Annotated in this window: 31 protein-coding genes; 18 read left to right on the plus strand and 13 right to left on the minus strand. The window is 38.3% G+C overall.

Annotated features, from left to right (window positions below; genetic code table 11):
* Nucleotides 1-61 precede the first annotated feature (61 nt).
* Entirely contained in the window at nt 62-238 is a 177-nt protein-coding gene (locus tag M2273_RS09155) for a hypothetical protein (protein ID WP_429395716.1), read from the plus strand.
* Here the strand turns inward: M2273_RS09155 and M2273_RS09160 are convergent.
* From M2273_RS09160 to M2273_RS09185, 6 genes are all read right to left on the minus strand, one after another.
* Entirely contained in the window at nt 235-2307 is a 2073-nt protein-coding gene (locus M2273_RS09160; RefSeq protein ID WP_429395718.1) for a hypothetical protein, read from the minus strand. The two genes, M2273_RS09155 and M2273_RS09160, sit on opposite strands and share 4 nt — an antisense overlap.
* A gap of 88 nt (nt 2308-2395) precedes the next feature.
* Nucleotides 2396-4516, minus strand: coding sequence for a hypothetical protein (locus tag M2273_RS09165; protein ID WP_429395721.1), 2121 nt, complete (start codon nt 4514-4516; stop codon nt 2396-2398).
* 32 nt (nt 4517-4548) lie between these two features.
* Nucleotides 4549-4992, minus strand: a complete 444-nt coding sequence (locus M2273_RS09170; RefSeq protein ID WP_429395723.1) for a hypothetical protein — start codon at nt 4990-4992, stop codon at nt 4549-4551.
* Between the two features lie 238 nt (nt 4993-5230).
* Nucleotides 5231-5947: a hypothetical protein gene (locus M2273_RS09175; RefSeq protein ID WP_429395726.1), complete on the minus strand. Its 717-nt coding sequence runs from the start codon at nt 5945-5947 to the stop codon at nt 5231-5233.
* 80 nt (nt 5948-6027) lie between these two features.
* Complete coding sequence (locus M2273_RS09180) at nt 6028-7293, minus strand: PBSX family phage terminase large subunit (RefSeq protein ID WP_429395729.1); 1266 nt, start codon at nt 7291-7293, stop codon at nt 6028-6030.
* 173 nt (nt 7294-7466) lie between these two features.
* Nucleotides 7467-7928: a terminase small subunit gene (locus M2273_RS09185; protein WP_429395732.1), complete on the minus strand. Its 462-nt coding sequence runs from the start codon at nt 7926-7928 to the stop codon at nt 7467-7469.
* Between the two features lie 221 nt (nt 7929-8149).
* On the opposite strand from M2273_RS09185, the gene M2273_RS09190 reads away from it, so the two are divergent.
* The 7 genes from M2273_RS09190 (at nt 8150) to M2273_RS09220 (ending at nt 12830) form a co-directional block, all read left to right on the plus strand.
* Nucleotides 8150-8653 carry an antitoxin Xre/MbcA/ParS toxin-binding domain-containing protein gene (locus M2273_RS09190; protein WP_429395735.1) on the plus strand — a complete coding sequence of 168 codons (504 nt, stop codon included), beginning with the start codon at nt 8150-8152 and terminating at the stop codon, nt 8651-8653.
* 100 nt (nt 8654-8753) lie between these two features.
* On the plus strand, nt 8754-9218 hold the full coding sequence (locus M2273_RS09195; RefSeq protein ID WP_429395738.1) for an RES family NAD+ phosphorylase: 465 nt from the start codon (nt 8754-8756) through the stop codon (nt 9216-9218).
* A 94-nt stretch (nt 9219-9312) separates the two neighbouring features.
* The gene (locus tag M2273_RS09200; protein ID WP_429395741.1) at nt 9313-10566 is read left to right on the plus strand and encodes a hypothetical protein; all 1254 of its coding nucleotides are present in this window, start codon (nt 9313-9315) and stop codon (nt 10564-10566) included.
* Nucleotides 10567-10726: 160 nt separating this feature from the next.
* The gene (locus M2273_RS09205; RefSeq protein ID WP_429395744.1) at nt 10727-11350 is read left to right on the plus strand and encodes a hypothetical protein; all 624 of its coding nucleotides are present in this window, start codon (nt 10727-10729) and stop codon (nt 11348-11350) included.
* A 157-nt stretch (nt 11351-11507) separates the two neighbouring features.
* Nucleotides 11508-11807, plus strand: coding sequence for an RNA recognition motif domain-containing protein (locus M2273_RS09210; protein WP_429395747.1), 300 nt, complete (start codon nt 11508-11510; stop codon nt 11805-11807).
* A 533-nt stretch (nt 11808-12340) separates the two neighbouring features.
* Nucleotides 12341-12556, plus strand: a complete 216-nt coding sequence (locus M2273_RS09215; protein ID WP_429395749.1) for a hypothetical protein — start codon at nt 12341-12343, stop codon at nt 12554-12556.
* Nucleotides 12507-12830, plus strand: coding sequence for a gliding motility-associated C-terminal domain-containing protein (locus M2273_RS09220; protein ID WP_429395752.1), 324 nt, complete (start codon nt 12507-12509; stop codon nt 12828-12830). Before M2273_RS09215 ends, M2273_RS09220 begins: the two co-directional genes overlap by 50 nt.
* Nucleotides 12831-12945: 115 nt before the next feature.
* Here the strand turns inward: M2273_RS09220 and M2273_RS09225 are convergent, their stop codons facing one another.
* Both M2273_RS09225 and M2273_RS09230 read right to left on the minus strand, forming a co-directional pair.
* Entirely contained in the window at nt 12946-13299 is a 354-nt protein-coding gene (locus M2273_RS09225; protein WP_429395755.1) for a hypothetical protein, read from the minus strand.
* A gap of 228 nt (nt 13300-13527) precedes the next feature.
* Entirely contained in the window at nt 13528-14037 is a 510-nt protein-coding gene (locus M2273_RS09230) for a GNAT family N-acetyltransferase (RefSeq protein ID WP_429395757.1), read from the minus strand.
* 748 nt (nt 14038-14785) lie between these two features.
* Between M2273_RS09230 and M2273_RS09235 the strand changes: the two genes are divergently transcribed.
* Entirely contained in the window at nt 14786-15091 is a 306-nt protein-coding gene (locus M2273_RS09235) for a hypothetical protein (protein WP_429395760.1), read from the plus strand.
* A gap of 42 nt (nt 15092-15133) precedes the next feature.
* Here the strand turns inward: M2273_RS09235 and M2273_RS09240 are convergent, their stop codons facing one another.
* Nucleotides 15134-15835: a S24 family peptidase gene (locus M2273_RS09240; protein ID WP_429395763.1), complete on the minus strand. Its 702-nt coding sequence runs from the start codon at nt 15833-15835 to the stop codon at nt 15134-15136.
* Nucleotides 15836-15995: 160 nt separating this feature from the next.
* On the opposite strand from M2273_RS09240, the gene M2273_RS09245 reads away from it, so the two are divergent.
* Entirely contained in the window at nt 15996-16178 is a 183-nt protein-coding gene (locus M2273_RS09245) for a hypothetical protein (RefSeq protein WP_429395764.1), read from the plus strand.
* Nucleotides 16179-16226: 48 nt separating this feature from the next.
* The gene (locus M2273_RS09250; RefSeq protein ID WP_429395766.1) at nt 16227-16640 is read left to right on the plus strand and encodes a hypothetical protein; all 414 of its coding nucleotides are present in this window, start codon (nt 16227-16229) and stop codon (nt 16638-16640) included.
* Nucleotides 16641-16826: 186 nt separating this feature from the next.
* On the opposite strand, the gene M2273_RS09255 is transcribed toward M2273_RS09250, so the two are convergent.
* Nucleotides 16827-17165, minus strand: a complete 339-nt coding sequence (locus M2273_RS09255) for a hypothetical protein (protein ID WP_429395768.1) — start codon at nt 17163-17165, stop codon at nt 16827-16829.
* A 277-nt stretch (nt 17166-17442) separates the two neighbouring features.
* Between M2273_RS09255 and M2273_RS09260 the strand changes: the two genes are divergently transcribed.
* The gene (locus tag M2273_RS09260) at nt 17443-17802 is read left to right on the plus strand and encodes a hypothetical protein (protein WP_429395770.1); all 360 of its coding nucleotides are present in this window, start codon (nt 17443-17445) and stop codon (nt 17800-17802) included.
* Between the two features lie 321 nt (nt 17803-18123).
* Here M2273_RS09260 and M2273_RS09265 read toward each other — a convergent pair whose 3' ends face one another.
* Entirely contained in the window at nt 18124-18354 is a 231-nt protein-coding gene (locus tag M2273_RS09265) for a hypothetical protein (RefSeq protein ID WP_429395773.1), read from the minus strand.
* Between the two features lie 222 nt (nt 18355-18576).
* Here M2273_RS09265 and M2273_RS09270 point away from each other — a divergent pair, with 222 nt between their 5' ends.
* The 5 genes from M2273_RS09270 to M2273_RS09290 all read left to right on the plus strand — a co-directional run bounded on the left by M2273_RS09270 (nt 18577) and on the right by M2273_RS09290 (nt 21358).
* Nucleotides 18577-19167, plus strand: a complete 591-nt coding sequence (locus M2273_RS09270) for a TetR/AcrR family transcriptional regulator (protein WP_429395775.1) — start codon at nt 18577-18579, stop codon at nt 19165-19167.
* A gap of 54 nt (nt 19168-19221) precedes the next feature.
* Nucleotides 19222-19590 (plus strand): VOC family protein, encoded by a 369-nt coding sequence (locus M2273_RS09275; protein WP_429395778.1) that lies wholly within the window; start codon nt 19222-19224, stop codon nt 19588-19590.
* Nucleotides 19591-19633: 43 nt separating this feature from the next.
* A complete protein-coding gene (locus tag M2273_RS09280) occupies nt 19634-19915 on the plus strand; it encodes a YciI family protein (protein WP_429395781.1) in 282 nt (93 codons plus the stop codon).
* 272 nt (nt 19916-20187) lie between these two features.
* Entirely contained in the window at nt 20188-20409 is a 222-nt protein-coding gene (locus M2273_RS09285) for a hypothetical protein (RefSeq protein WP_429395784.1), read from the plus strand.
* Between the two features lie 211 nt (nt 20410-20620).
* Nucleotides 20621-21358: a hypothetical protein gene (locus M2273_RS09290; protein WP_429395787.1), complete on the plus strand. Its 738-nt coding sequence runs from the start codon at nt 20621-20623 to the stop codon at nt 21356-21358.
* Nucleotides 21359-21409: 51 nt separating this feature from the next.
* Here the strand turns inward: M2273_RS09290 and M2273_RS09295 are convergent, their stop codons facing one another.
* A complete protein-coding gene (locus M2273_RS09295) occupies nt 21410-22237 on the minus strand; it encodes an alpha/beta fold hydrolase (RefSeq protein WP_429395790.1) in 828 nt (275 codons plus the stop codon).
* Nucleotides 22238-22476: 239 nt separating this feature from the next.
* On the opposite strand from M2273_RS09295, the gene M2273_RS09300 reads away from it, so the two are divergent.
* Nucleotides 22477-23295, plus strand: coding sequence for an N-acetylmuramoyl-L-alanine amidase family protein (locus tag M2273_RS09300; RefSeq protein ID WP_429395792.1), 819 nt, complete (start codon nt 22477-22479; stop codon nt 23293-23295).
* Between the two features lie 121 nt (nt 23296-23416).
* Here the strand turns inward: M2273_RS09300 and M2273_RS09305 are convergent, their stop codons facing one another.
* Nucleotides 23417-23881, minus strand: coding sequence for a hypothetical protein (locus M2273_RS09305; RefSeq protein ID WP_429395795.1), 465 nt, complete (start codon nt 23879-23881; stop codon nt 23417-23419).
* Nucleotides 23882-24164 lie beyond the last annotated feature (283 nt).

Consider the following 24164-nt stretch of genomic DNA (forward strand, 5'->3'; position numbering starts at 1 on the left):
TATCATCAAAACCTGTAACAAAATATCTGGCTTATAATCTTATTCAAAAAAATCTATCCATATGATCGTTTTAAAATCCGATTACTTTAGCACTCACGAACGCCTTACACGGTTTATAAACGAGAACCATATCAAGCGCGAAGATATATTGGTTATTACCCAGATCCCGGGCTCGTTCACTATTTTGTTTTACGCAGATGACGCAGTGGAGGAAATAACACACGGTTTGTTCTCTTAGCCCAGCTTTACCAACTCTACCTTAGTAGGCTGCCCGCTTCGCCAGCTGTCAATTTTATTGATGTAGTAATAGGCACTATCCTGTTCCAGGTAAACGGGTATGAGCAAATCGAGATCCAGGATATCGCGCGGGGTTAACAGAAAATAGCGTACTACCTTTTTGGTTTGCTGTAGTATTTTCCCGAGCTCGGGGTAATAGGTGCTTTTTAAACCGGAAAGTGTAGTATTGACTCCCGCGCCTGGCATATCGCCAAAACAAAGATTGTAATCACCATCGGGTTTATAAAAATAGGGAACAGATAGGGTATCGTTAACCATAATGCTATTGTTGCCATCAGTAAACTTTACAACCTTGCCATTTAGTGCAAGTTTTTGATCAATCAGTATACGTGGCGATACGCCAATGTCAAAATCGCTGCTATCACTATTAATGTCAATCATTTTTATTTGAGCAATGGAGCCACCAATGTACGGGCGGTTTAGGGTAGGTGCAAACTGGCTCTCAAACAAATCGGCAGTGGCAGGCAGTGTTTTATCGGCCACATTTATCTGGGAATTGGCCAGGCCTTTTGGCAATACACCGTCGTCCTCTTTGTATTTCATATAATTTATCTGCGCGTAGCCACCTAATTGAAAGGCTATGGTTTTACCCTGGTCAAGGCATTGTTTGGTCCAGTTTTTAGCTACAGGTACGTTGTTTAGAATATCTCTGAACGATGCGAAATTTATAGTGCGCGTAGTATTATCAGTTTGGCAAATGATACCGAAACGCTGCAAAGTATCTTTAAGAAGATCTTTTTGACTGATGTCTGGAAATATGCGCTCGCATTGAACCTTTTGGCTATATAGCACTTTTTGATTTTGCGCCGACACCTCAAATGTAGCCCCTTTATATACAGTAAGGCTATATTGCGCATCGCCATGAAAATCATAAATGCACAATAATTGCTGTCCTGCAACAAGTTCTACCTGCGATGCGGTAAGTACTTTATTACGGAATGTTTTATATGCAAACAGGTTGCTGCCCGATGTACCTTCTTCCCTGCGGTCGTACCCGCCTGTAAAATCAAAAGTTGTTTTTGTTAAATACTGCCGTGATTGGCCGGGCATATCCAACACAATGCTGATATCAACACTACTGGGATGCTTTCCCGTAACCTTGCCGTAAAAATCAATTACAGGCATAGTAAGTACGACATCAACGGTTACAGCTTCGCTTGAAGTATACCTGTTGTTTGCAAAATGATTGTTAGGGTTTGCACTGATAACTGAAAAATATAATTCGCCGCCTGGTTGTAGTCCTGAATCGCGTTTTCTGTATTCAAACTGATCTTTTCCGTTTGCTACTTTGCACCCATTTAAGTCAACCTGGTTTTGATAATTAGCGCCATGCTCAAAATCGCTGTTGCTGAACTGGGCAATGAGCAGGGGATACAAGGGGTTTTTTAGCAGCGAGCCGGTTGCCTTATAGCCGTTGGAACTAAGCATAAGGTTTATAGCGGTTTTAATGAAAAAGCCCGGGCGCATGTTACGTACATTAATTTCATTTTGTCCTGCATTATCATAAATAAGGTTTCCGTAGTCAATTACCGGCCATATCCACCCATCTGTACGGATTTGAGATGTTGCTACGTTGCTTAGCGACCAATCGTGTTCATAAACTTCAAAAGGCCTGTTAGCACCGTAAACAGAGTCTTTATCGCCCATGTCATAAATATTGCCATCAATGGCGTCAAAAAAATCAACATTACCGCTTAATACGGTTATACTGGCAGTATCCTGCTCAATGAGGTTAAGCTGGGCTATGCCATTGGGGATGATCTCCAGGCCATTCTGTATAATTTTAGCCTCATAGTTATCATAGGGCGACAGCGTAGTAAAGGCTATATCGTCAGGAAAACCAAGTATTTGCCGGTTACGCTGGGTTAATGGTAGTTTAAACTGATTGCTGGTATTGCCCTGTTGGTTTTGTACCTCGGCCAGGTTATTAATCTGAAAGGTGAGGGCAATAGGGCTATCATCGCTAAGGTCAACCAGCTGGTTGTTGAGGTATAGTTGTATTTGGTTCATATTAAGTATAAAGTCGTGAGTATTAAGTACGAAGTCGTTATCATAAAATCAAGTCTTAGAGCTCATGACTTACGACTAAAGACTTATTTTACTGTGTTTGTATATTGATGGATGGCATATTGAACGTTACACTAAATGGGGCCTGGCCATTGCGGGTTTCGTACTCGCTGTAGGTGGCAGTATTGATCACGATGGTTTGCCATTTTACCGGGTTTTTATTCACCAGCATTTGCACTTTTGGCGAGTATTTAATGGATTGCAGTCCTTTGATATCATTGACTGAAAGATCCTCGGCCATTACCTTCATTTTTTGCCCTGCCGTTTTGCTGATCACTTGCTCAATACCTTCCTGGTTCTCCCAGTCGCTTACAAAATTTTTAATGATCACGGCATTTTGTACATCAAGGCTAACCTCCTGGTTAAAAACAAAACGGTAGTAGTTCCAAGAACCACTCAAGCCTATCCAGCGCAGGTATATGGAATTGTCGTCAATTGCATCATCGATCCTGATGGTTTGAGTTTGCGTTACGGCATGCGCAGTATCTCCATCATCATATTTGAGGACGATATTCAGGTAAAAAGCCTCGCGCGGAAAGCTGCCATTTATACGCAAACGATTTAAGCCCAACTGCGCCGGTAAAGGCGTGATTGCCTGGGTTTGGTTAGCAATAATAAATTTACCCCCATCCTGGTTCAGCAGCCATGAGCTATCCTCGTTAAGCAGGTAGCTGGTTTGTGGGCCGCCGGCAAGCGGGTTCCGGTTAATATCAAGCAGAATAAGGTCGCAATATAACTGAACGCCGAGCAGGTCATCGCTGTAAATAAAGCCAATGTCAAAAGGATAATCTATAGAGTAGGCGGGTTCGGCAAAGTCAGTAACCCAGCGGGCAAGCTGGGTAGTGTCAGACACCTGCCTGAAAGGAACATAAGCGGCCAGGTTGCCCCCATAACGTTCACCTAATTGTTTGGCGGCATAAACTACATAGTAGGGGTTAGGAAGGGTTGTAAAGGCAGATGTATAACCATCTGCTGTGTTATTATCATAGTGCTCGGCATATGCTATCTGATAGCTGGCACTCAGGTTATCATCCCTGAAATTAGCCAGGGTGTAATCACTGTTATCATTGGGGCGCAATAAACTTTGCAAAAAGTTGGAGAGGTCGGCCTTTATTATTCCCTCGTTATTAGGCCGGTTGACTGATTGAATGGTGTTTTGAAGTCCCGTAAGCTTATCAAAATAGGTTATACGCGTAATTACATTATAATATGGGCGTAAGCTATTCATGTTGATGTATCCGCTGGCAGCGCTGATAAAAGAGGCTTTTATAGTTATTTCGTTGTTATTGCCTGCTTTATCAACTTCATAAATGCCCTGATAGGGCGCTGCATTTAGGTATACTTTATCGCCCTGTTTAACGAGGTATTTGGCAGTGCCCGGATCAATAAGCGAGGTGTTGACAACTACTTTGGCATATCCTTTTTCGTTATCCACTTTTATACTGATGACGCCAAAATCCTTGCGCTGGTAAGTGAACACAATAGGATTGAAAGCCGCGTTCCAGCGGGACACATTGCCACCGGTGAATGTTACCGAGGGATCGGCAACGAGCAGATTTGAAATTACAGGTACATTAATCGAAGTTTGGTCCGTACAGCCTAAGGGATTGCTATCCTTAACCAATGGCTGCACCAGGCCACCGCTTAGGCCGGTAAATATTGGCGATAGCTGCCAGGTGGCGCCAAAATCATTACTGTACTGAATAGGGCCATAACTTGACGTGGCATTAACGGTGATCTGCGCGTCGGCAGCGCCTATGGCCGATTCCGGCTTATCGATATGTACAAAATTTATCTTCAGATCACATACCCCCGGATTATTAGGCGGCGGACCGCTGCCTGCCTTTAAAGACAGTATGGAGTATATTTTATAACTGCTGAATGTTTGCTCGCCATGTTCATTATAATGGCTTTCTCTTAATACACCACTGTCAATTTTTACGGATTGACCCGGAACTATTACCGTATTGGTATTTATTACACCATTTTCATTTAATTGATAGGTCACTATACAGTTGTTCCCATTGGTGTATTGGCCGGTATCGGTATCAATTATTGATATCAACACGTCGGCACTGTCTATTTCACCTCCATTTTGGTCGGGGTAGGAGCTTACCCAGTTAACTTCTTCTATTTTAGCTATAATGCTCATCGATTTGAGTTTTAATGGTTAGTAAGGCGTTATTATTGAAACACATCAAAGTACATGGTTGACAGAGTGATAGTTAAACCTATACCGCTTGTATTGACATCAAACTTATTGTAGACAGGCAGGCACCGGGCTTTGCTACCGGCTCTGATTCGAAAATAACGACCTTCGCCTTCACGGTATCTGGATGCTTTTACAATAAATTCATTGGCTAACTGCAATGCCTGTGTCACATAGGTTTCATTATCGGCAGTATATTGGCCGAAATCAGTTTTGTATAAAAATTCAAGGTAGATCGTAAAGGTATTATCTACCGAGCCATTAACCTGTGGTGATACCTCAATGGGCTGCAAAGGGTACATAAATACACAGGGGAAGGCCGCATCATCGCCAATGGTGTTGAGCTCTGTTTGGGTACCGTAAGCGAATGACGGACTGCCGATAAGTGTTTGCACTATAGCTTCTATTTGATTACGCATAAAATTTAGCCCCCCAACCCCCTGAAGGGGGAGTATTTTAATGTTTAATTGTCTAACAGGGATGGACTTTGTTTAATATCTGTTCGTAGAGCTCAAAAGGATTAGGAGCTAATCAGCTCACTATATCTTTTCTGGTATTCGGCCTCAGTTTTATTGAGCAGCAACTTAGTGAGCACACGCTCATAGGGCATGTTCATTATAGTATTCCATTTGGTGATGTCGCCGCCAGCTAATGAATTTATGGTATTGATGTACTTAAACTTTTCGAACGATTGAATACCAGCACGTTTTTCCACTGTTGTAACAGCCGATGCCAAAAGCTGGTTTTCGGTTTCTGCAAGCTGGGATAACAGGTAAAAAAATGCTTCGAAATGGGCAGTGCCTCCGTTACCCGCATTTTTTTTATTTCGTTACAAAATTCTTCGACCTGGTATTCATTGTATTTTTTACCGGTTGCACGGCAAAAAAAGTAATGGGCCAACACCTGGCAGCAGGCGTTTAATGATGGATTAAAATTTTCCTTCCAATTCTCATCGCCATATTGTTTAATGTGTGCATTTACTTCTTCGGCAATAATATCCCTTGCCGCCATAAATGCTCCAACTGGTTCAACCGAAAGGTTTTGTATTACTTTTACCTTTTTTTGAGTGGATTTTTCACTGGCTTCACCTACCATGAAAGTGACTTCTTTTGGAATGTCCTCGCTGTTATAAAGGTATTTGATCTGGTACGATAAAGAGAGCACCGCATCACCAAAGAGCTGGAAATCCTCCATGTTTTTTACGTTATACAGGTCATTGGTTGGGATGCCCGAAAGAATGCTGATCGCCTCAATGTCGTTTAGCTGCGGGTTTTCCTGTATGGCTATCATTTGCCCCAGGGTAACATCATGCAGCTGCGTGGGGATTTTTACCCGTAATTTACCTTCGGTAGTTTTTAGTGTTTTTTCGATCATAATTTTGGTGCCCCCGGCAGATGGGGCATGTTAATTTATTGCCAACAGGAGTTGGATTGTTTAATTATTTTCTGACCAGGTTACGCAAGCCCATAAGAGCTAATGAGCTCATCAAAAATCCCACCACCGGCTGATGGTGATTTTTGGGCAAATGGCATACGCGATTTTAGCTTTGCATCGTAACTAACCTTCAATTTATTTAAGGCTACATAACGCAGCGGATCGATCAAGTGATTGCAGGCATCAACAGGCTCGTTAATGGTTTTGCCCCAACGGTCAACCCGCCATTTATAGCGGCTAAGTTCATTGCGCAAATTAATACTGTTGCGGGTTACATTTATTTTATAACGTTTAAGTATATCAATGGAGTTTTTTATACTATCTGCTCCTTTTTTGGCACCGGTAATATACCAGCCCATGCGCTTTAGTTCTTCTATTGATTTTGGTTCGGCACTATCTGCTATGATTTCCGTTTTCGTGCTTACTTCGTATGCTTTAAGCCTGTTGGCGATATCGGTATTAGTTAAACCGGTTTCATAAAATAGCTCGTTAACCCAAAGCTCGCCGTTTTGTTGGTACACCTGCAGGCAGCCTGTTTGGTCATTGGTGAAACCAAAATCAAGCCCGGTTGCAATAAGGCGGGCACTGGCTGGTATCTGGCCGCAAACGTACCAGTTATTAAATATTAAACCGGTAACTTTACCTGTAAGCCCCCGGGCATACACCTTCCACAATTCAATATCAGCTTCTTTTAATGATTCAATTTTATCCCTTACATTTTGCTCAAGAAACGGGTTATGTCTGTGGTCTGATATAATAAGTTGCACGTTGGGCCTACCTATCAACTTCTCGTGCACCCAAAAGCCTGTATTAGGGTTATAATCAATAAAGATACGTTGCTTAGTGCGCAGAGCCAGTTCGGTATAAACGCCCCACGATATGCCGTTGGCTTCATTGATAAATAAATAATCGCGTTTACCTGATTTTGCATCCTGGGCGTTATCATAGCTCTTGAACTCCATGATGGTACCATTGTTAAATTCAAATATGCGGTCGGTTTTATTATAGCTTTTTACCATGGCTTGTAATGCAGCCGAATCATGATAGATACTTAGCGCATCGCGCAGGGCACCAGCTTTGAGGTTGGGAATATCCTGGGCTACCACTGTAATTACTTGTTTTGGAGCCTGGCAAGCTAAACAAAACAATACTTGCTCAATAGCGTATGTTTTGCCCGAACTGGTGCCACCCTGGTTAATGATCACATGAGCATTTGAAAAATAATTTTGCCTGAAAAGGACTGATCCTCCGAGGCCATTAAAAGGCGGAGCATTGATATCGATCATATCTGTAGATAATTTATTGTTGGTTATTAGCCTGTGTAAACAACTGAAATTGTTTTGCAGTCATCATTTAATCAAAGGTTATGATTAAAATGCCATTTGGCATAAATGAATTCAAATATACTAAGAATATTAGCCATTTCAAAATGATTTGGATGAATTTTATTTAAATGGTGTTAAAGTATTACCTCCTTTTCATTGCCTGCGGGTAGGGGGCCAGTATTTATAATTTCAACTTTTAGTGTGTTATCAGTTTCGCTGATAGGTTTTCGTGCTTCTGGCTTATCGGTCCAGCCCATGGTTTTAAGCGCGAATATTACGCCTGTGGGAGTTTGATACAATCGGGCCTCATAAGCGGCTTCTACACGCAAACGCCCCTGTTTAAGTATCGTGGCGTATCTACCGGTTTCTTCGTACGCTTCAAATTCACGTTTGCTGCTAAAACCCAGGAATAATGCCATGCCTGAAATGGTGGCAGGCTCGGGCTCACGCTCCCATACTTTACGATTAGCTATGGTTTGGGTTATTTTAGCCGATCTGCGTGACAGGTGATATTTCCCTTCAATATGTTTAAAATATTCGTTGATCCGTTGGGTCAGTGTTGCCGCTGTTTTAAAATAGGATGTTTTAGGTTTCATTATGAATTAAATGCCAATTGGAATATTACAAGATCAAATGTAAGAAATATATTTAATATTTGCTAATTTTTTTGGTATAATTTATTTGATGGATTTGCACTTAATAGGGTGGGGTTATTATTTGGGGTAATAAGCGGTACCGTGCTTAAGGCGACTGATTATTGTTAAAATAAAAAAAACAAAATATTTTCGTTTTAAATAGAAAATATTTACATTTGTGTATGAACAAAGCAATTAAAAGTCATGGAGCAGGGGTTGAGGCTAAACGTGCAGTGCCCCGCCCTTATGTAATGCCCGAAACTGATCCATCGCTAATGGTAAATGATCTTTTAGTGCCTTATGAGGCTTATTTTAAATCGCCACTGGCTAAGCTGGGGGCAATAAAGCAAGGTTTACGCGCTGATGCCATTACCGATTTGTTACAAGTTACCGGCGCCACACAAATTGATATTGCTAAGTGGCTTGATATTACCGAGCCCACACTGCGCAAGCATATACAGGGCTCGCGTGAATTAAACCGTGGTCTTAGTGAGCATATCATACAGCTTTTTGAACTTTTTGATAAGGGGCTTGATACTTTTGGTTCGCTTGATGAATTTAAAAGCTGGCTTAAACACTATAATCCCGGCATTGATGCTATACCCTTTGAACTGCTGGATACCCTTACCGGCATAAGTATAGTATTGAATCAACTTATCCGTATTGATTACGGGGTATTGGCTTAAGTAGTGATCTGATGAATTAATAAATTAGTGATCCTCTGAAAAAAAGATTCGCTAAACCACTAATTCTGTACTTTTTAAATTCATTAATTCACTAATTGTTTTGAACGTATATCGCATAAGCCAAACTAAGTACGCCCTTGACCGTAAAGGTTCGGGAATTGACGGGCGGTGGAATTCGCTGGGGCAGTATATAATTTATACAGGAGGTTCCCTGGCGCTTTCATGCCTTGAAAAACTGGTTCACACCCCAGGTACATCATTATATAGCGGCGATTTTTCGGTTTCTATATTGCACATACCTGATGCACTGCCGATTTTTGAAATTACTGTGGCCAGGCTCACCAAACTTAATACCAACTGGCATAAGGTGATCAATTATCCTGTTACCCAGTTCCTGGGCGACACCTGGCTGCGAAAAATGGAGACCGCTGTTTTAAAGGTGCCATCGGCCATAATTGATATGGAGTATAATTATCTTCTTAACCCGGCCCATCCCGATTTTGAAAAGATAAAGATTAGCAGCGTAAGTAAATTTACTTTCGATCCCAGGTTAAAAGCCCGTTAAGCCAGGTTTATTAAACCAAACAGTCAGGTTATTATTTAAATAATTATTTTATAATTGCAAATTATGACCTTGTTTCTGTTTTAGTAATATCATAATGCGCATAAAAAAAATATTTGTTCTGAGTTTTGCTTTTACAACTTTATTGTTCAGTAATGCAAAATTATATGCGCAGGATACAAGGTATATTCCTTTAGGTCATACAAAATATAAGGATACATTATTAGTTGCGCACCCGGATACCACTTTTGAAAAGGATCTGTTTGATGTAATAAAATCGCTGTTTGATAAAAACTATAAAGAAAGTAAAGCTGATTCTGTAACTACAAAGCCGGTAATATCCATTGTGCCGGCAATAGGATATACCCTTCAAACCAATTTGGCGGGTACTCTTTCCGGGAATGTGGTTTTCCGTACGGCTCCAAATACCCGCATATCAACAATTACGGCTAATCCGGCATACACGCAAAAAAAACAGGTAATCATACCACTTCAATCCAACATCTGGACAAAAGATAATCAGTATGATTTTATTGGAGATTTCAGGTTTTATAAATACCCGCAAAGTAGCTTTGGCTTGGGCAGCAACTCTGATTTGGCTAATGAAAACCCATTGGATTATACCTTTTTTCGTTTTTATGAAACGGTATTGAGGCATGTAGCAGGTAATTTTTATGCAGGCCTGGGATATATTTTTGACGACCGTTGGGATATGTCAGAAAAAGGGCAGGCCAACGGAGGCGTTTCAGATTTTGAAAGATATGGTTCGGCTGCGCGCGCCATTTCTACAGGTATTACATTTAACGCACTGTTTGATAGCCGTGATAATTCTATAAATGCCTCGCGAGGGTTTTATACTTCATTGCAGTATAGAGATAATTATACTTTTTTGGGCAGCACAACGGCATGGCGTTCATTAATTGTTGATATACGCAAGTATTATAAATTCCCCGCGAACTCAGATAATGTTTTAGCTTTTTGGTCATACAACTGGCTGATACTTAATGGCAGGCCTGCTTACCTGGAACTGCCGGCAACAGGGCACGATCCTGGTAACACAACTGGAAGGGGGTATATACAGGGCAGGTTCAGGGGAGCGCAAATGGTATATTTAGAGAGTGAGTATCGTTTTAAGATAACCCGCAACGGATTGTTGGGTGGAGTAGCTTTTATAAACGGACAATCTTTTTCGGCTGCACCGGGTACACGTTTGCAAAGCATACAGCCGGGTTTTGGTCCAGGATTGCGCATTAAACTTAATAAGGTGTCAAAAACCAATATAGCCATTGATTATGGCTTTGGCCGCGAAGGCTCCAGAGGGTTATTTATAAACGTTGGGGAAGTTTTTTAACGATTATTTTATCTCATACCTATCAACTTTCTGTTGTAAAAGTACTATTTCGGCTTTTCTATTTAAAGACACAATTGATATTCTTGTAATGTTTATTGGTTGTAAAAAAGTGTTAAATATTTGTTTAATTTAGTGTGTTGATAAATTTTTAAATTATTTATTGTTAGATTTAGCTATCCAATTGCCCATGAATAGCATCAGGTTTACAAAATGGCTTTTTTCCTTTATTCTACTCCTTTCGGTGATGGTATCATCATGCCAGAAAGATGAGAGCGTAAAGGATATGGACACTGTTAAACAAACAGCAGTTACCGATAGCGTGTCAACCTTAGGTATTATTAATACTCCCGGCAATTTTTTAGCCGGTAAGGGCACATTGAAAATCACCATTCAAGATTCTACCTATACATTTGATGCGGCCACAGATTCTGTAGCATTTATTAATGTACATAATGGAGATAGTAAATATTTTGGTATTACAGCCATAAACAAGGAGCATACAATGAGCTTTGGTATTAGCTCAATAGGTTTCGCATCAGCCAATATTAACAGTAAAGTAGCTGGAAGCCAACTGCTTTTTAGGGTTGATGATAAAAAACCTGTACTTCAATATACCTTAACCCAATATGCAGGTCAGGACGATTCGGGCAAAATAAGTCTTGAAAAATATAATAATGAAAACCTTATAGCCAAAGGTACCTTCTTTACCTTTTTAGCTAAAGATGATAAGGTTAACTCTCCTTTTTACCGTGTTGAAGGTAGTTTTGAACTTCAGCTTAAATAGTTTCTTATAAAATAGGAATTGATTTTTCAATAAGCTGACAGCCGCTTACCCTGCGTAATTTAAAGGTAAAAAAAGCCTTTGATATTTACCATTTACCTTATTTGCTGCCGTAATGCGCTCAATTTTTTGTACCTTTATGCAAATTTTAAAGACATTGATGAAAGTATTTATTGCAGGGCTTCCTTTAGAAGTAGATGAGGCCGAATTAACAGCTGTTTTTGGTGATTTTGGGCCGGTTAAATCGCTCAGGATTATTAAGGATCGCGAAACAAAAGAGAGTAAGGGTTTTGGGTTTGTGGAAATGGTTAACGATAACGAAGCGAAAGAGGCGATAAGGTGCATGAATGGAGCAAGTTATTATGGTCGCAGAATTACAGTTAACGTTGCCGAAGACAAAGGCCCGGGCTTTAACGGCGGCAGCAATGGCGGCGGTAAAGGCGGTTTCAGACGTAACTAACAGCTAATAAAAAAATTATTCTTTTTTAAGTATAAGCCGGCTTTGTCCGGCTTTTTTTGTTTTAGCAAAGCAGGTTATTAATATGCGCAAGCAATTATTATTAATTACTAAAAAAAGCATATTTTGGTGACTGCTAAAGCTATTGGTAAATATTAACAGAATGACTAAACCTATCCCTTTATCTCAGGAAATTATACCCATATGTAATACTGTTATCTTGTTGTTTGTACCTGATTATTTTAAAGTGTTATAATATTTAAAGTAATCGTGTACAGATATTTTAAAGGAATAGTAGTTTTGTTTTGGCTATGGGCCGGAACATTTACAGCTTTTTGTAATGCAAGCCTTCTTCCGGATAGGGTTAACAACCTGGATGTTTCTGCATCAGGGAATCAAACCTTATTGATATTCAAAAAAGAAGCTATTAATATAGCGGCTTCTGTAACTCCGCCCCATATTAGTTATACTACCCCAATACTTATCAAATTAACGTACCTATACCGACTTTAAGACCCACTAATTCTGGTGGTGCGGTGCCTGCTACTATTTATGGGCAGGTTACTACATTTGCCGGTAATGGAGTACCGGGTAATATGGATGGTACAGGCACGGCAGCAAGTTTTAATGATCCAACCAGAGTTGGATTAGATGCGGCCGGAAATTTGTACGTTGCAGACAGAGATAACAACGTATACTTTATTGGTAACATCAGCAAGCGGTTGTACGGCTACTGCTTCTGTAACTATTAATGTTATAAACCCCGTTATTATACCCAGTACTTTTACACCTAATGGCGATGGTGTTAATGATATATGGAGTATCCCATCATTGGTTGGTTATCCAGGCTGTACGGTAAATGTATTTAACCGTTATGGCACCCAGTTATTTAAATCTATTGGTTATGCAGTGGCCTGGGATGGTACATATAAAAACAGCCCGTTACCTGCCGGAACTTATTATTATATTGTTGATCCTAAAAATGGATTGCGCAAAATATCTGGGTATGTAGTTATTTTAAGATAATCGCTTAAGATTTATAAAAAACACAGCCCATAAACTATCTTTTCCATTAAAGGATAGTTTATGGGCGGGGGGGGCATATTGACTGATATATTTAAGTAATTAATTGCGTTAATAACTAATAGGCCTGAACCATGTTGCTATTCTTTTTATTAAGAACATTCAATAAATAATCAAGTCTTGAATTTAGTTCATTAAGTGGTAGCTCGCCACTTTCAAATGCTGCAGTAAGCTGATTTAGTTCCTGAGCGATATTAGGCATACCTGCTCCTGTATCATCGCTGGTTTCATTAAATTGTTGCTGATTCTCTAAAGCGTTAATTTTGTACTCAGCTGCTGTAAGCAGGTAAAGCTGTTGTACATCATTGGTGTACAGATGATTGCTCATTTTACTTTCCTGTTGTTTATTAAATACAACTAAAATTATAGCAGCAATAATAGCTGTAATCACAAGCATCATAATAGGTTCCATCTTCTCAGTTCTTATAATTTAGGGGGCCGTAGTCTGTGGGGCAGACCTTAGGCGGTTTATTAAAACTAAATATATGAATATTATATCTTATTTTTTACCGAAGTGTTGATAAATCGCACAAATGTTGATAAGTATTTAATACTTAACAGTTGGTTTAAACTGAAGCGCTTTAATTTGTAGTTTTTGGTTGCTCAGCTAAGAGGACTTTGATCTGATCAATAAAACTAATTATTTGGTCTGTAGCCTTTTTTCGTAGCAATAAAACCTTAACCCTGGTCTGAAACCCAGGCCAATTTCGCCTGCATAAACATAACCTAGTTTGGGAAATAGTTTTTGAGTTGCCTGGTTGTTTGTATTGGTATCAACGCGCAGTGTTTTTATTTTTCGGCGTACAGCTTCATGCTCGGCTTGCTGCAGTAAGGCAGCGGCAATGCCAAGGCCGCGATAATGGGGGCTTACAGCAAGGCGGTGGGTAACAATAGCGGTTTCGTTAATGTCCCAGCCAACCTGGGTGTATTCTGCCTCTTGGTCTGTTGTAATAGCAGTTATACCAGCAATTTGTCCATTTACTTCGGCTACCCAAAGTTGATCATGGTTTATATCGTTGGTGAAAACCGAAGCATTGGGATAGTTACTGTCCCATTGTAAATTGCCTGAAGCTATCATAGCTGGTACAACTTCAGCTACCAGTTGCATAATCTGCGGAATATCGGTTAATGTGGCGGGTCGGATAAGCATATATAACGAAAATCCGAAAATAAAAAAAGCCAGGTTTAAAGCGTTAGAATTTCAATAAAATGGGTTTGTACTGACTTTAAGTCGCGACTAAGTATTTATTGATAAGCAGATAGATATTATTAAATATAAATAACCTAATTCGCGTTTTATTTGGATGTTTTAACTGTTTTATGTTTAGCTGCTTTATTTTGTTTAGCTTTTATCTGTATTACTATTATCCATAGCATCAAAATCAGCATAGTATAAAATGCAAGGTTTTGAAGTTTATTCCCAACACTAAATTGGTTAGTAATCAAATTGATAGTGTTAGCTGACATTGTCTGTTATAGTGTGCTGAGGTTAACAATAATGCTTATAGATTGTTTTATAGCTTTTTATTTTTATAATATGAAAAAGTGAAATTTATTATGGGTTTACCTGTATAAAAAAGTCACGTAGTATCAAATACAATTACAAATGTGTATTATAGCTTAATTGCCTGTATAGTTGGATGTTTTTTAAATAAATTTACACTATTTTATCAGTAATAATATAATTGAAATGATAAACGTAAACATTGCACTAAGATTGTGTGCATGAAATTCTTCTGAATTGCACAGGTATGTTAAAATCAATTACCATTATTGTATAGTAAGGGGCTGCGATTAACCGGTAGCTATAATAAATTGTAAGTTGAGGATTAGTATTTATCTCATTGTTCATATATTTACTTTCTATCTGATAATTACGAATTTTAATATAATTGATTATGACCCTTGATGAGTTTTTGAAGCGGCTAAAAAGGGATTCAAATGACATCGAAGGATTAAATAAGCGTACCTATTATACTTATTTAGATCACTTGTTTAAAATGATTGCCTATGATGGTGACCGCCTGAATAAAAAACATGACCTCATGATTACGCCCTATCTGCAATATATTAGTAACACTATGCGCGATGATTTCAGGAGCGACTTAACTAAGACCGAAATTGAGGAAATAGTTGAGAGCATAAAAACCGACATAGATTGTATGATCTTCCGCATCGAGCAGAAAGATCATCCAATTACCTGAATATTTTACAGAACCTATAGCTTGTCATTTGATAATTGCCAATTAATGATTGTGTTTTTTATGAATGTCTTTTACAAGGCATAGTTTTTTTATATCTGTAACTTTAATAATAAAAGGGGCGTATTTAAGCCGGCTGCCAACCATTTCCGTAGTGTTATCTGAGTGGGCAATTACCTCATCGGGGTTATCGCCGGCTAATAACCGTTTGTACATGCGGTATTCGCCCCATTCAATGTAGTATACTTCGCCGGGTAATATTTTTTTATCATGTATTACTTTTAAGGCTACCCAGCAGCCGTTTTCAAGATAGGGGTACATGGAGTGCCCCCAAACTGGCAAAGCAAAGTCGCAATCCTCAATACCAGGAAAGTTCATTCGGCCAACAGACGTTGAATCATTAATGTCATTATATACCTCCACACCCGATGCTGTAGCCGAAATTTCATACATAGGAATACCCTCAGCTTGTTTATTTGTTGCAGAGTTTTCTGTATTTTCAGGGAATTTATTTTCAAGAATAAAACTTCTGTATTTTTCTTTAAAGACTCTGAGTTTTTCAGGATCGATGTTCTGTCGACTCTTTACAATCTCGGTAATGGAGCTTGGTGAGTTAAAACCAAGGGTTTCTGCCAATTGTGCATTGCCTGTAAATGCTTTTCCCTTAAGTTGATTGTATAATATTATAAACTCAAGTGTTTCAGGGCGTATGGTTTTAATTTTATTAGGCTTTGATACATCATCCATAATATTGAATTTAATTAAAGATTTTTCTTGAAAATAATAAAGATATTTCTGTATATTTGTTTCATTAATTCTGCTAAAGTAATATAAATTACAACAAAAACAAATTTTGTTAATACAGAATATAAAGAATACTAATTACAGAAAATCAAAAAATAAACCAATGCACATAGCTTACTCTGCCTTACAACAATCAACCACCGACAATCAATACAATGAAATGCCCCAACCCGATCATGAACCGCTGTTGCGCTTCCAGGCTTACCAGGAGGTCTGTAATAAATACAATAAAGAAATTGCTGAAATACAAAAATATATACCGGGCTGGATACCCGCTTTCAGGTAGCAGAAACACGCAGTAGGAGTAAATACAAATAAATTAAAACCAAATAAAATGATAAAGATCGCACAAAAACTAAAAGACCAATTATGGTGGCTCATCATATCTGTAGATTATGATTATAGCCGTATTGCCATTGCCGACCATGACCTTAATGATGAAACGCTCACCCTTTGGCTGGAAGATAAACATGATTTTAAGAACTCGCTTGACGAATGCCTGCAGGTTGATATTAAAGCGCGTGAGTTTGCTAAGATCATAAAAGGGGAGAACCTGAACAATTATGTAGGCAGTAAAATGCACCCAACAAAAAACTTTGTGTATAAAGCCCGTATAGAAATAAATGCGCCGTTAAAATGGTATCAGGATGATGCTGCGATTATTGAGCAGCAATGGGCCCGGGAAGCGGTTTTAAAAACGATGCTAACCCAACTTGTTGAAACCGAAGCTGCAGGTATTTATGAGTAAAGCCAGCATTTTTTTATTTTTAATTATGCCAATTGGCATAATTAGCATTTATTGCTAAAGTAAATATTCCTTATTACGGCATGGTAACTATTAATAAATCTGTCATTCTAAGCGATAGCGAAGGAATCTATTAACGAATTTCTCCGATCCTTGGGATGACAGGGTTTTTAAAAGGACTATCTGGGGCTATTTAACTTTTACTTGCTGCTTTTCTTCCTGTTCCAATTCTACCAATTCCTCCACCTCGCTAACGGCCTCGGCGGGTTGGCTGGCGTAATTGAGCTTACGGAAGCGCCATTGTGCAAACGCTGGTTCCTGGAAACGGTTTATCAACTTAAAAAACTTTGGGAAATTGTGCACCTCATCCAGTAGTACACCAGGTACTATACCGTTATTGTCTAAGATCTCGCGAATGGTATATTCTTTATCTTTAGTTATCCAGATCTCAAAATCCCTTCTTATTTCTTCGCTTTTTTCAGGGTCAATCCTGTCATTTATGCAAATTACCTTGTCTCCTGGTTTCATAATACTAAATACTAACTAAATACTATAAAGACTAAAGCAGTTGATGTTTATAAAACAGCCGCTATACTTTGCAAAGTACCGGTTTTAAAACCGGAATTTAAAAATCATCTCATGAAAATTTAAAATACGATGAAATATAAGTAGTCGGTTTGGTATTGGGATGTTGAAATTTGAACTTGAATTTATCTGCAGATTTAATGATAAATAGCTCAGGATAATCCCTAGAAACAAATAAATATTTGCCAAATGAACAAATTGTTTATTATTGCAGTCATATATGTCTGACGAAGCAATAATAAAACGGTTAAAGGTAATTGTGAAGGAATACGGCGGTCAGCTGGGCCTTGCAGGAGCCATTGGCGTTGACCAGGGTTTCATCAGTAAGGTGATCAATCAAAAGCAGGATATCAGCTATTATCTTATCCGTAAGCTTTGTTTTCAGCTCAAATACTCACCTGAGTGGCTCATTCTGGGCACCGGCGAAAAAAAGATCGATAAGCCTGAATCGGCCAAATTGATCACTGAAATTCAGATGATGCGTACAGAGGTTGATATTTTACATGCCCGTATGCGAGCCTATGAAATAGAAATTAAAGAACTGCGCAACCAGTTACACCTGGATAAAAAGGCAGGGTAGTATTAAAGCTAAAATTCAAAAAAGGCCAGCTTATTTAATTAAGCTGGCCTTTATAATTATAATAGCTTGCATTACAAATCTTATTTACAATACTGGGATAAGAACGTTTCCATTTATGAATAACGGTTGACAAGTATCAGCTACAAAACTAAGCGGGATATAGCAAAGGTATACCTAAAATAAAGTGTGCCAGTTTTAATCGAAACAGCCGTTTTTGTAAACTAAGGGACAGATTTGGGATATAAAAAACCCACAATTATCTGTTTTAAGATAAGGTAACAGGCAGGTAAAAATTATTGATCTATAACAGAGTGCTAAAATTTAGAAATAAGATGCTTCATTAGCTTTATTCGCATGATTTTGAATACGTTTTTTGCCGTAAAAAATAGCAGCAGTACAAATGAGTATGCAAAAAAGCATCGAAACCTCAATAACTACATGGGTTAAAGGAACACGTGCCGGATTTTTTGAAAGCAATATGCCGGCGTCAGGTAAAAGCATTCCGAATAAGGGGAAGCAAAAGAACATTCTTAATATTATTAATTTTTCCATAATTATTAACATTTAGTATGATAATGCTAAGTTACACATAATTTTATTACTATTTAAATAAAATATTCAATCTACCATAGCTACAAACGTATACGGAAATTGTTTGCATTTGTTTTCTTTATTTAATATTATCTCCATTTGAGGCAGTAAACCGAATAGTTAATTTTATTTCAAAATAAATTCTTTAATGAATGAACGCTCATTTATATTTGTATTATAATTATGCGACCACGCGACGAAAATAAGGAACTATTGATACGCCAAAAAGCTATTGAAATGGTGGTGGAAAATGGACTGGGTGGGTTTAGTGTTAATAAACTGGCTAAGGCAGCTGGCGTATCGCCCGCTACAATCTACATTTATTACAAAGATAAGGATGATCTGATCACTAAACTTTGTGTTGATGTGGCTGGTAAAATGATGGATTATAGTTTTAAAGATTTTTCGCCTGGGATGGACTTTGCTGTTGGTTTAAAAATACAATGGCAAAACCGGATGGAGTATTTTATAAGCTATCCTACAGAAATGGAATTTATTGAAATTATGAGGTATACCCATTTTTATGAAGAAGTAAGCAAAAGACTTACTACTACTTTTGGATTGATCCTGGGGCCATTTATGGAAAATTCCATCCAAAAGAAACAGCTAATACCACTTCCATTCGAAGTGTATTGGTCCATAGCCTTTGCGCCTTTATATCAATTAATAAAATATCATTACCAGGGAAAAAGCTATGTAAACAGCAGCTTTGAGCTTAATGAAGAATTAATAGAGCAAACATTTGGGTTAGTTTTAAAGGCCCTGAAACCATAAAAAAATTTGACCATTTAAATAAACGAACATTCATTTACTATCGCACAAAACCAAATGAAACTTAACCATATTAATCTGCTTGTAACTGATGTAACTACCAGTATCAGTTTTTTTGAACAATACTTTAATTTTAAATGCCTTGAAATAAAGGGCGATAATTTATTGGCTGTTTTGCGGGGAAGCGATGGTTTTATCCTGGTATTAATGGCAAGCAGCCTTAACCGTAAGGGGATTACCAGCTATCCGGATGCTTTTCACATCGGATTTTTCCTTGACTCCAGAAATGAGGTAACCGATTTATATAACCGCCTTGTTGCCGCGGGTTTTGCTACAGAGCACCCTCCGGGTAATATAAGGGGTAGCTATGGGTTTTACTTTAATGCCCCGGGTAACATACTTACCGAAGTTGCCTGTAATATGTAACAATTTATAAAATATAAAATCAAATTATAAACCATTTTCTCTTATGATACAAGCATCAGCCTATAAAGAACCCCACCATGTAATGCTGTTTTTCGAAGAAAAAGAAATTACTAATAAGCATCAGCAGTGTATTAAAGAACGTGTTAACTATTATGAAAATCTTAAAAACGCTGGTAAAGTACTAATGAGCGGTAACTTCTGGAATCAGGCCCGTAATTTTATAATTGTATATGTATCATCAGATACAGAATTAGAACAAATTATTGATAATGATCCGGCTATACGTTATAATGTGCTTGAATTAGTTAGGGCAATGCCTTTTTAATTCTTTACTGAGCACAAACGCTCTTCCAGGCACTAATTATCGTGTCTTTAGGCAACAGCGCGCATATTTTATGAAAATTAACTCAGTTGAAATATTGCTTTACTTTTTAAGCACAATGTTTCTAAATGTGTAGTTATTATTATGATTTCAGAAGCAATACTGCACGTTTAGTATTAAAATTAACTTAATTGAAATAATATTTTACTTTTTAAGCAAAATAATTTGTAATACATTCCTAAAAGGTGTAGATTTAGCTCATCAAATTGTTAGATATGGAAGAGTTAGCAATTTTTAGGATATTTTCGAGTTTTCCACTATTTGGCCTGTTGTTGCCAGATCTTTCGTCATTTTTTATATACCCTGCGAGAGGGATTCCTTTAGCCCATATATATGTGGAGGGTTTTTTACTGTTAAGTGTAATTATTTGTACGGCAGGTATTTGGTATAACCAAAAGCAAAGAAGAGGTAATGTGCAGGTAACTGCCGGAAGTTAACGGCTCTTTATATAATTGAATGCACTCACTTTATAAACCAATTATAAATCTATATTTATTTAATACCTCTATGCCTGGTTTATTTAAACCGGGCTTTAATTTACTCTTACTTTTTAAAGTATTGCTGGGTTAAGTAAAGTTAAAAACATCAAAATATTATAATATCCTGATGCATGCATTGAATTGAGGTTTTTTTTTATTTTTACTGTTAATGAGCCTTGATCAGTTTAACCCTCACAACCCCGACGTTTTGTCATTTAATTCTCGGTCGTCCAGAGTAGTATTTTATTTAAAACCCGTATTTATTTTGGTTCTTGTGTGCTTTTTAGGTACTGTAATGGCGCAGCGCCGGTCACATGCGGCGCTAACCTATGGTGGTGGTAATAATGGGAGTAATTTTGATTCGGGTTATGGGGTTGTATTTGGCGTTGGCTATGATGCGCCGCTCGGCAATCTCAAAAATGTTTATAAACCTGCCGCTAATTATAGTTTAGGTGTATCCCGTTTCATGAATGATTTTACGGTAAGCCTTACCCTGGGCTACCATGCCTACAAGCCTAAGGATGACCTTGTTACCTCTGGTGATATTGAAAATACAAGTACCATCTTTAGTGATTATAGGGTATATTCGGCTTACGCAGGAGCAGTTTATAACCTTAACCTGGCCGATGATGTGCGACTTTATGGCGGTGGAAACATCGGGCTCTATTTTACCCATTACGCATTTAGTTCAACCGATAACGTTGGTGAATTTATAGTTGACTTGCGGGAGCGGGATATTTATTTAGCCCCGCGTCTGGGGTTCATTTTTGCCCTTACCAATAATATAGGTTTAAGCCTGGAGTCGAAATATAACTTTTTTGCGCCAATAGGAAAGTCAGACTATGGTAGCTCCGGTACATTTTACACATCCGTGGCAGCACAGGCAGCCATAACTTTTAAGTTTTAAAAGCGGGCAATAAGTATTTTACAAGCGAGGGCTTGTTCTGGATCATAATGATCATCTTTTATTAAATGGTTTAACAAAAAACTCATCTACTTTTTTGTTAAACTCGTCACTATGCTCAATTAAGGTGGGGTGGCCTGAGTTTGGAACTATCCACAAATAAGCTTTTGGGATGTTTTGGGAAATAAGTACGGTATGTTCAGTAGGGATCAGGTCATGGTCGCCGGCAATAATGAGCGAAGGACATTTGATCGTCTTTAAGGCCGAAAGCTTGATGTTGGGCTGAAACCAATCGAGCAGGAAAACTTTCCAATCGTTTTTTTCCCTTGCTGTTGTAAATACAGTGTTCTTTTTGGCATTATAATCTATCTGTTCCTGTTTCCAATATGATGGGATAATACCTGTAGAATCGGGCCATAAATTGGCGCCGGTTGAAGCCAGTTTGATCACTTTATCCGGATGGCGCATAGCCAGTTCAATGGCGTTAATACCACCATCGCTCCAGCCTATAACATAGGCCGAATCAATATGCATAACATCCATCAGGGCAGCAAAATCATCGGCCATCATTTCAAAGCTTAACGAATCGCGGTCATCGCGCGATTTACCATGCGCGCGGCTATCTACCGCTATAACCTTATATTTTTTAGCAAAGTATGGTATGTTACTGGCAAATGCATTTATGCTGCCTCCGTTACCATGTATAAGCAGCAGGGGTTTACCTGTACCATAAACCTCGGTATATAACTTTATACCACGAACACTATAATACCTGCCGGCAGCGGCATTATTGCCATAGGATGGTTTTGCTTCCTGGCTGCACCCAATTTGCACGAACGTCATACATACAAATAATAGCAGCAGCGATTTTTGAATTTGCATAAGGGTTAATAGTTATTTATATAATTAAAGCTAAATATATAATTTAAGGTGCATCCGGCATAGCACTTTAAGTCATGAACAATTTTAAGCAGGCGTATTTGCAAAATCTATGTTAACATGCTAACTAATATTACCTTTGCAATATTAATTTGAAAACTTTTAAACCATATGCGTAAAACAATATCTTAATAAGTATATTTTAGATATAATGTTTTTGATACCAGTACCAACCTATTTTCATGTCAGCTATTTGCCTAAAAAGTAATTATATAACCACATTTCTTTTTTTTATTGCGGGCCTGTTTAGCGCCACACTTTCTTTTGGGCAACAGGATGTTGCAAATGCCAGTCGTTTTAAATTTAAAACTGTAATTATTGATGCCGGTCATGGGGGTAAAGATCCGGGTGCGCACGGGGCCTACTCCAAAGAAAAAAATGTGGCACTAAGTATTGCCAAAAAGCTGCGTGACCTCATCTTAGATGAAACCACAGGTATTAAAGTTGTTATGACCCGCAGTACTGATGTTTTTATTGAGTTGCATAAACGTACCGATATAGCCAACAGCAATAATGGTAACCTGTTCATATCCATCCATTGCAATTCTTCGCCACAGCGCAGGGGCACCGAAAGGGGAACTTTACTACTGGTATACGGTTTTCACCGCAGCCAGGAACAACGTGAGGCGCTTCGTGAAAACGCCGCTATCTATATTGAAAAAGATTATAAGGACAAATACAATGGTTACGGTGATGATGCTGTTGTAAACACTATTGTGCTCAATGCTTTTCAGCAAAAGTATCGCAAACAAAGTATCCAGTTTGGTGACATGGTGAACCAAGAATTTAAAAAAACTGACGGTCGCCACAGTCTTGGTGTAAAGGAGCAGGGTGTACTGGTGCTGGCACAAAGCGGGATGCCTGCCGTACTGGTCGAAACCGGTTTTATCAATAACCCGTCCGATGAGGAATACCTTAATTCAAGTAATGGACAAAGTGAAATTGCCCGGTCAATATTACGTGCATTAAAACAGTATCGTAATAATTTGGAAGGACGGTAGTTGAGCTTAGTTGAATAGTTTATAGCTGCCTTGACCCGGGTAACCGGAATAAATAAGATTGCCACAAAAAAAGAAAAGTCGGGCATGAATGTCCGGCTTTTCTTTTTTGCTTTGAGTTTGATTACTCCACTTTTGTAAATTTGACAACGGTACTACTGGTGGTAATACTAAGTGTAGTCGTGTCTATCTTATACGGGGTAGTATCAAATAAAACCTCACTGATGGGTGTGCCGCTGCCATTTACGTCAGTTGCTGAGTTTTGTTTCTGATTTAGTTTAACATAAAGGGCTGTGCCATTGGTATCAAACACACCTTTATAAAGCGTGCTGTTTGCTGTGGAAGCAGGGGTTGCATAAACATCAACAAGTAATGTTGAAGTTAAAGTGCCTTCATAAAAAGTAAGTGTTTGTACACTATCACCCTGGGCCACCCGATGTATAGTCCTTTTCCAGGCGCCAATCAGGTTTTTATCTTCAGTTGATCCTGGAAGTATGTTTTTGTCTTTTGTGCAGGATTGCAATGCTGTAATAAAACCTAAAGAAACAACCAGCATCGCTGCCTTAGTATAATAGTTTTTGATGTCCATAGTAAAAATTTAAGTTACAAATTGTATGTTTTTATTAATAACGAAAATTAAACAACATTGGGTACAAAGAGTTTTATTAAAAGTTAACTTTTTTGGAAATTTCATAAAAAATAGCTGTAACACATCGCTTAAAAAATAAAATTGATGTTTACTTAAAACGGTTTATTGGCGGCAAATAAACAATTATATGAACCATCAGGTGCTTAGCCCTGTTACTTAAAATAACGTGCTTTGCAAAAGATTACCATTAACTATGGTTAACAGTTACAGGTATTTGTTTAGC

Origin of the sequence: Mucilaginibacter lappiensis (assembly GCF_050433765.1) — a bacterium.
Classification (GTDB): Bacteria; Bacteroidota; Bacteroidia; order Sphingobacteriales; family Sphingobacteriaceae; genus Mucilaginibacter; species Mucilaginibacter lappiensis_A.

What these genes read in the sequence shown, in the direction of transcription:
- M2273_RS09155 (WP_429395716.1), top strand. Translation starts at nt 62, where the DNA reads ATGATCGTTTTAAAATCCGATTACTTTAGCACTCACGAACGCCTTACA.
- M2273_RS09160 (WP_429395718.1), bottom strand. Translation starts at nt 2,307, where the DNA reads ATGAACCAAATACAACTATACCTCAACAACCAGCTGGTTGACCTTAGC.
- M2273_RS09165 (WP_429395721.1), bottom strand. Translation starts at nt 4,516, where the DNA reads ATGAGCATTATAGCTAAAATAGAAGAAGTTAACTGGGTAAGCTCCTAC.
- M2273_RS09170 (WP_429395723.1), bottom strand. Translation starts at nt 4,992, where the DNA reads ATGCGTAATCAAATAGAAGCTATAGTGCAAACACTTATCGGCAGTCCG.
- M2273_RS09175 (WP_429395726.1), bottom strand. Translation starts at nt 5,947, where the DNA reads ATGATCGAAAAAACACTAAAAACTACCGAAGGTAAATTACGGGTAAAA.
- M2273_RS09180 (WP_429395729.1), bottom strand. Translation starts at nt 7,293, where the DNA reads ATGATCGATATCAATGCTCCGCCTTTTAATGGCCTCGGAGGATCAGTC.
- M2273_RS09185 (WP_429395732.1), bottom strand. Translation starts at nt 7,928, where the DNA reads ATGAAACCTAAAACATCCTATTTTAAAACAGCGGCAACACTGACCCAA.
- M2273_RS09190 (WP_429395735.1), top strand. Translation starts at nt 8,150, where the DNA reads ATGAACAAAGCAATTAAAAGTCATGGAGCAGGGGTTGAGGCTAAACGT.
- M2273_RS09200 (WP_429395741.1), top strand. Translation starts at nt 9,313, where the DNA reads ATGCGCATAAAAAAAATATTTGTTCTGAGTTTTGCTTTTACAACTTTA.
- M2273_RS09210 (WP_429395747.1), top strand. Translation starts at nt 11,508, where the DNA reads ATGAAAGTATTTATTGCAGGGCTTCCTTTAGAAGTAGATGAGGCCGAA.
- M2273_RS09225 (WP_429395755.1), bottom strand. Translation starts at nt 13,299, where the DNA reads ATGGAACCTATTATGATGCTTGTGATTACAGCTATTATTGCTGCTATA.
- M2273_RS09230 (WP_429395757.1), bottom strand. Translation starts at nt 14,037, where the DNA reads ATGCTTATCCGACCCGCCACATTAACCGATATTCCGCAGATTATGCAA.
- M2273_RS09235 (WP_429395760.1), top strand. Translation starts at nt 14,786, where the DNA reads ATGACCCTTGATGAGTTTTTGAAGCGGCTAAAAAGGGATTCAAATGAC.
- M2273_RS09240 (WP_429395763.1), bottom strand. Translation starts at nt 15,835, where the DNA reads ATGGATGATGTATCAAAGCCTAATAAAATTAAAACCATACGCCCTGAA.
- M2273_RS09245 (WP_429395764.1), top strand. Translation starts at nt 15,996, where the DNA reads ATGCACATAGCTTACTCTGCCTTACAACAATCAACCACCGACAATCAA.
- M2273_RS09250 (WP_429395766.1), top strand. Translation starts at nt 16,227, where the DNA reads ATGATAAAGATCGCACAAAAACTAAAAGACCAATTATGGTGGCTCATC.
- M2273_RS09255 (WP_429395768.1), bottom strand. Translation starts at nt 17,165, where the DNA reads ATGAAACCAGGAGACAAGGTAATTTGCATAAATGACAGGATTGACCCT.
- M2273_RS09260 (WP_429395770.1), top strand. Translation starts at nt 17,443, where the DNA reads ATGTCTGACGAAGCAATAATAAAACGGTTAAAGGTAATTGTGAAGGAA.
- M2273_RS09265 (WP_429395773.1), bottom strand. Translation starts at nt 18,354, where the DNA reads ATGGAAAAATTAATAATATTAAGAATGTTCTTTTGCTTCCCCTTATTC.
- M2273_RS09270 (WP_429395775.1), top strand. Translation starts at nt 18,577, where the DNA reads ATGCGACCACGCGACGAAAATAAGGAACTATTGATACGCCAAAAAGCT.
- M2273_RS09275 (WP_429395778.1), top strand. Translation starts at nt 19,222, where the DNA reads ATGAAACTTAACCATATTAATCTGCTTGTAACTGATGTAACTACCAGT.
- M2273_RS09280 (WP_429395781.1), top strand. Translation starts at nt 19,634, where the DNA reads ATGATACAAGCATCAGCCTATAAAGAACCCCACCATGTAATGCTGTTT.
- M2273_RS09285 (WP_429395784.1), top strand. Translation starts at nt 20,188, where the DNA reads ATGGAAGAGTTAGCAATTTTTAGGATATTTTCGAGTTTTCCACTATTT.
- M2273_RS09290 (WP_429395787.1), top strand. Translation starts at nt 20,621, where the DNA reads ATGAGCCTTGATCAGTTTAACCCTCACAACCCCGACGTTTTGTCATTT.
- M2273_RS09295 (WP_429395790.1), bottom strand. Translation starts at nt 22,237, where the DNA reads ATGCAAATTCAAAAATCGCTGCTGCTATTATTTGTATGTATGACGTTC.
- M2273_RS09300 (WP_429395792.1), top strand. Translation starts at nt 22,477, where the DNA reads ATGTCAGCTATTTGCCTAAAAAGTAATTATATAACCACATTTCTTTTT.
- M2273_RS09305 (WP_429395795.1), bottom strand. Translation starts at nt 23,881, where the DNA reads ATGGACATCAAAAACTATTATACTAAGGCAGCGATGCTGGTTGTTTCT.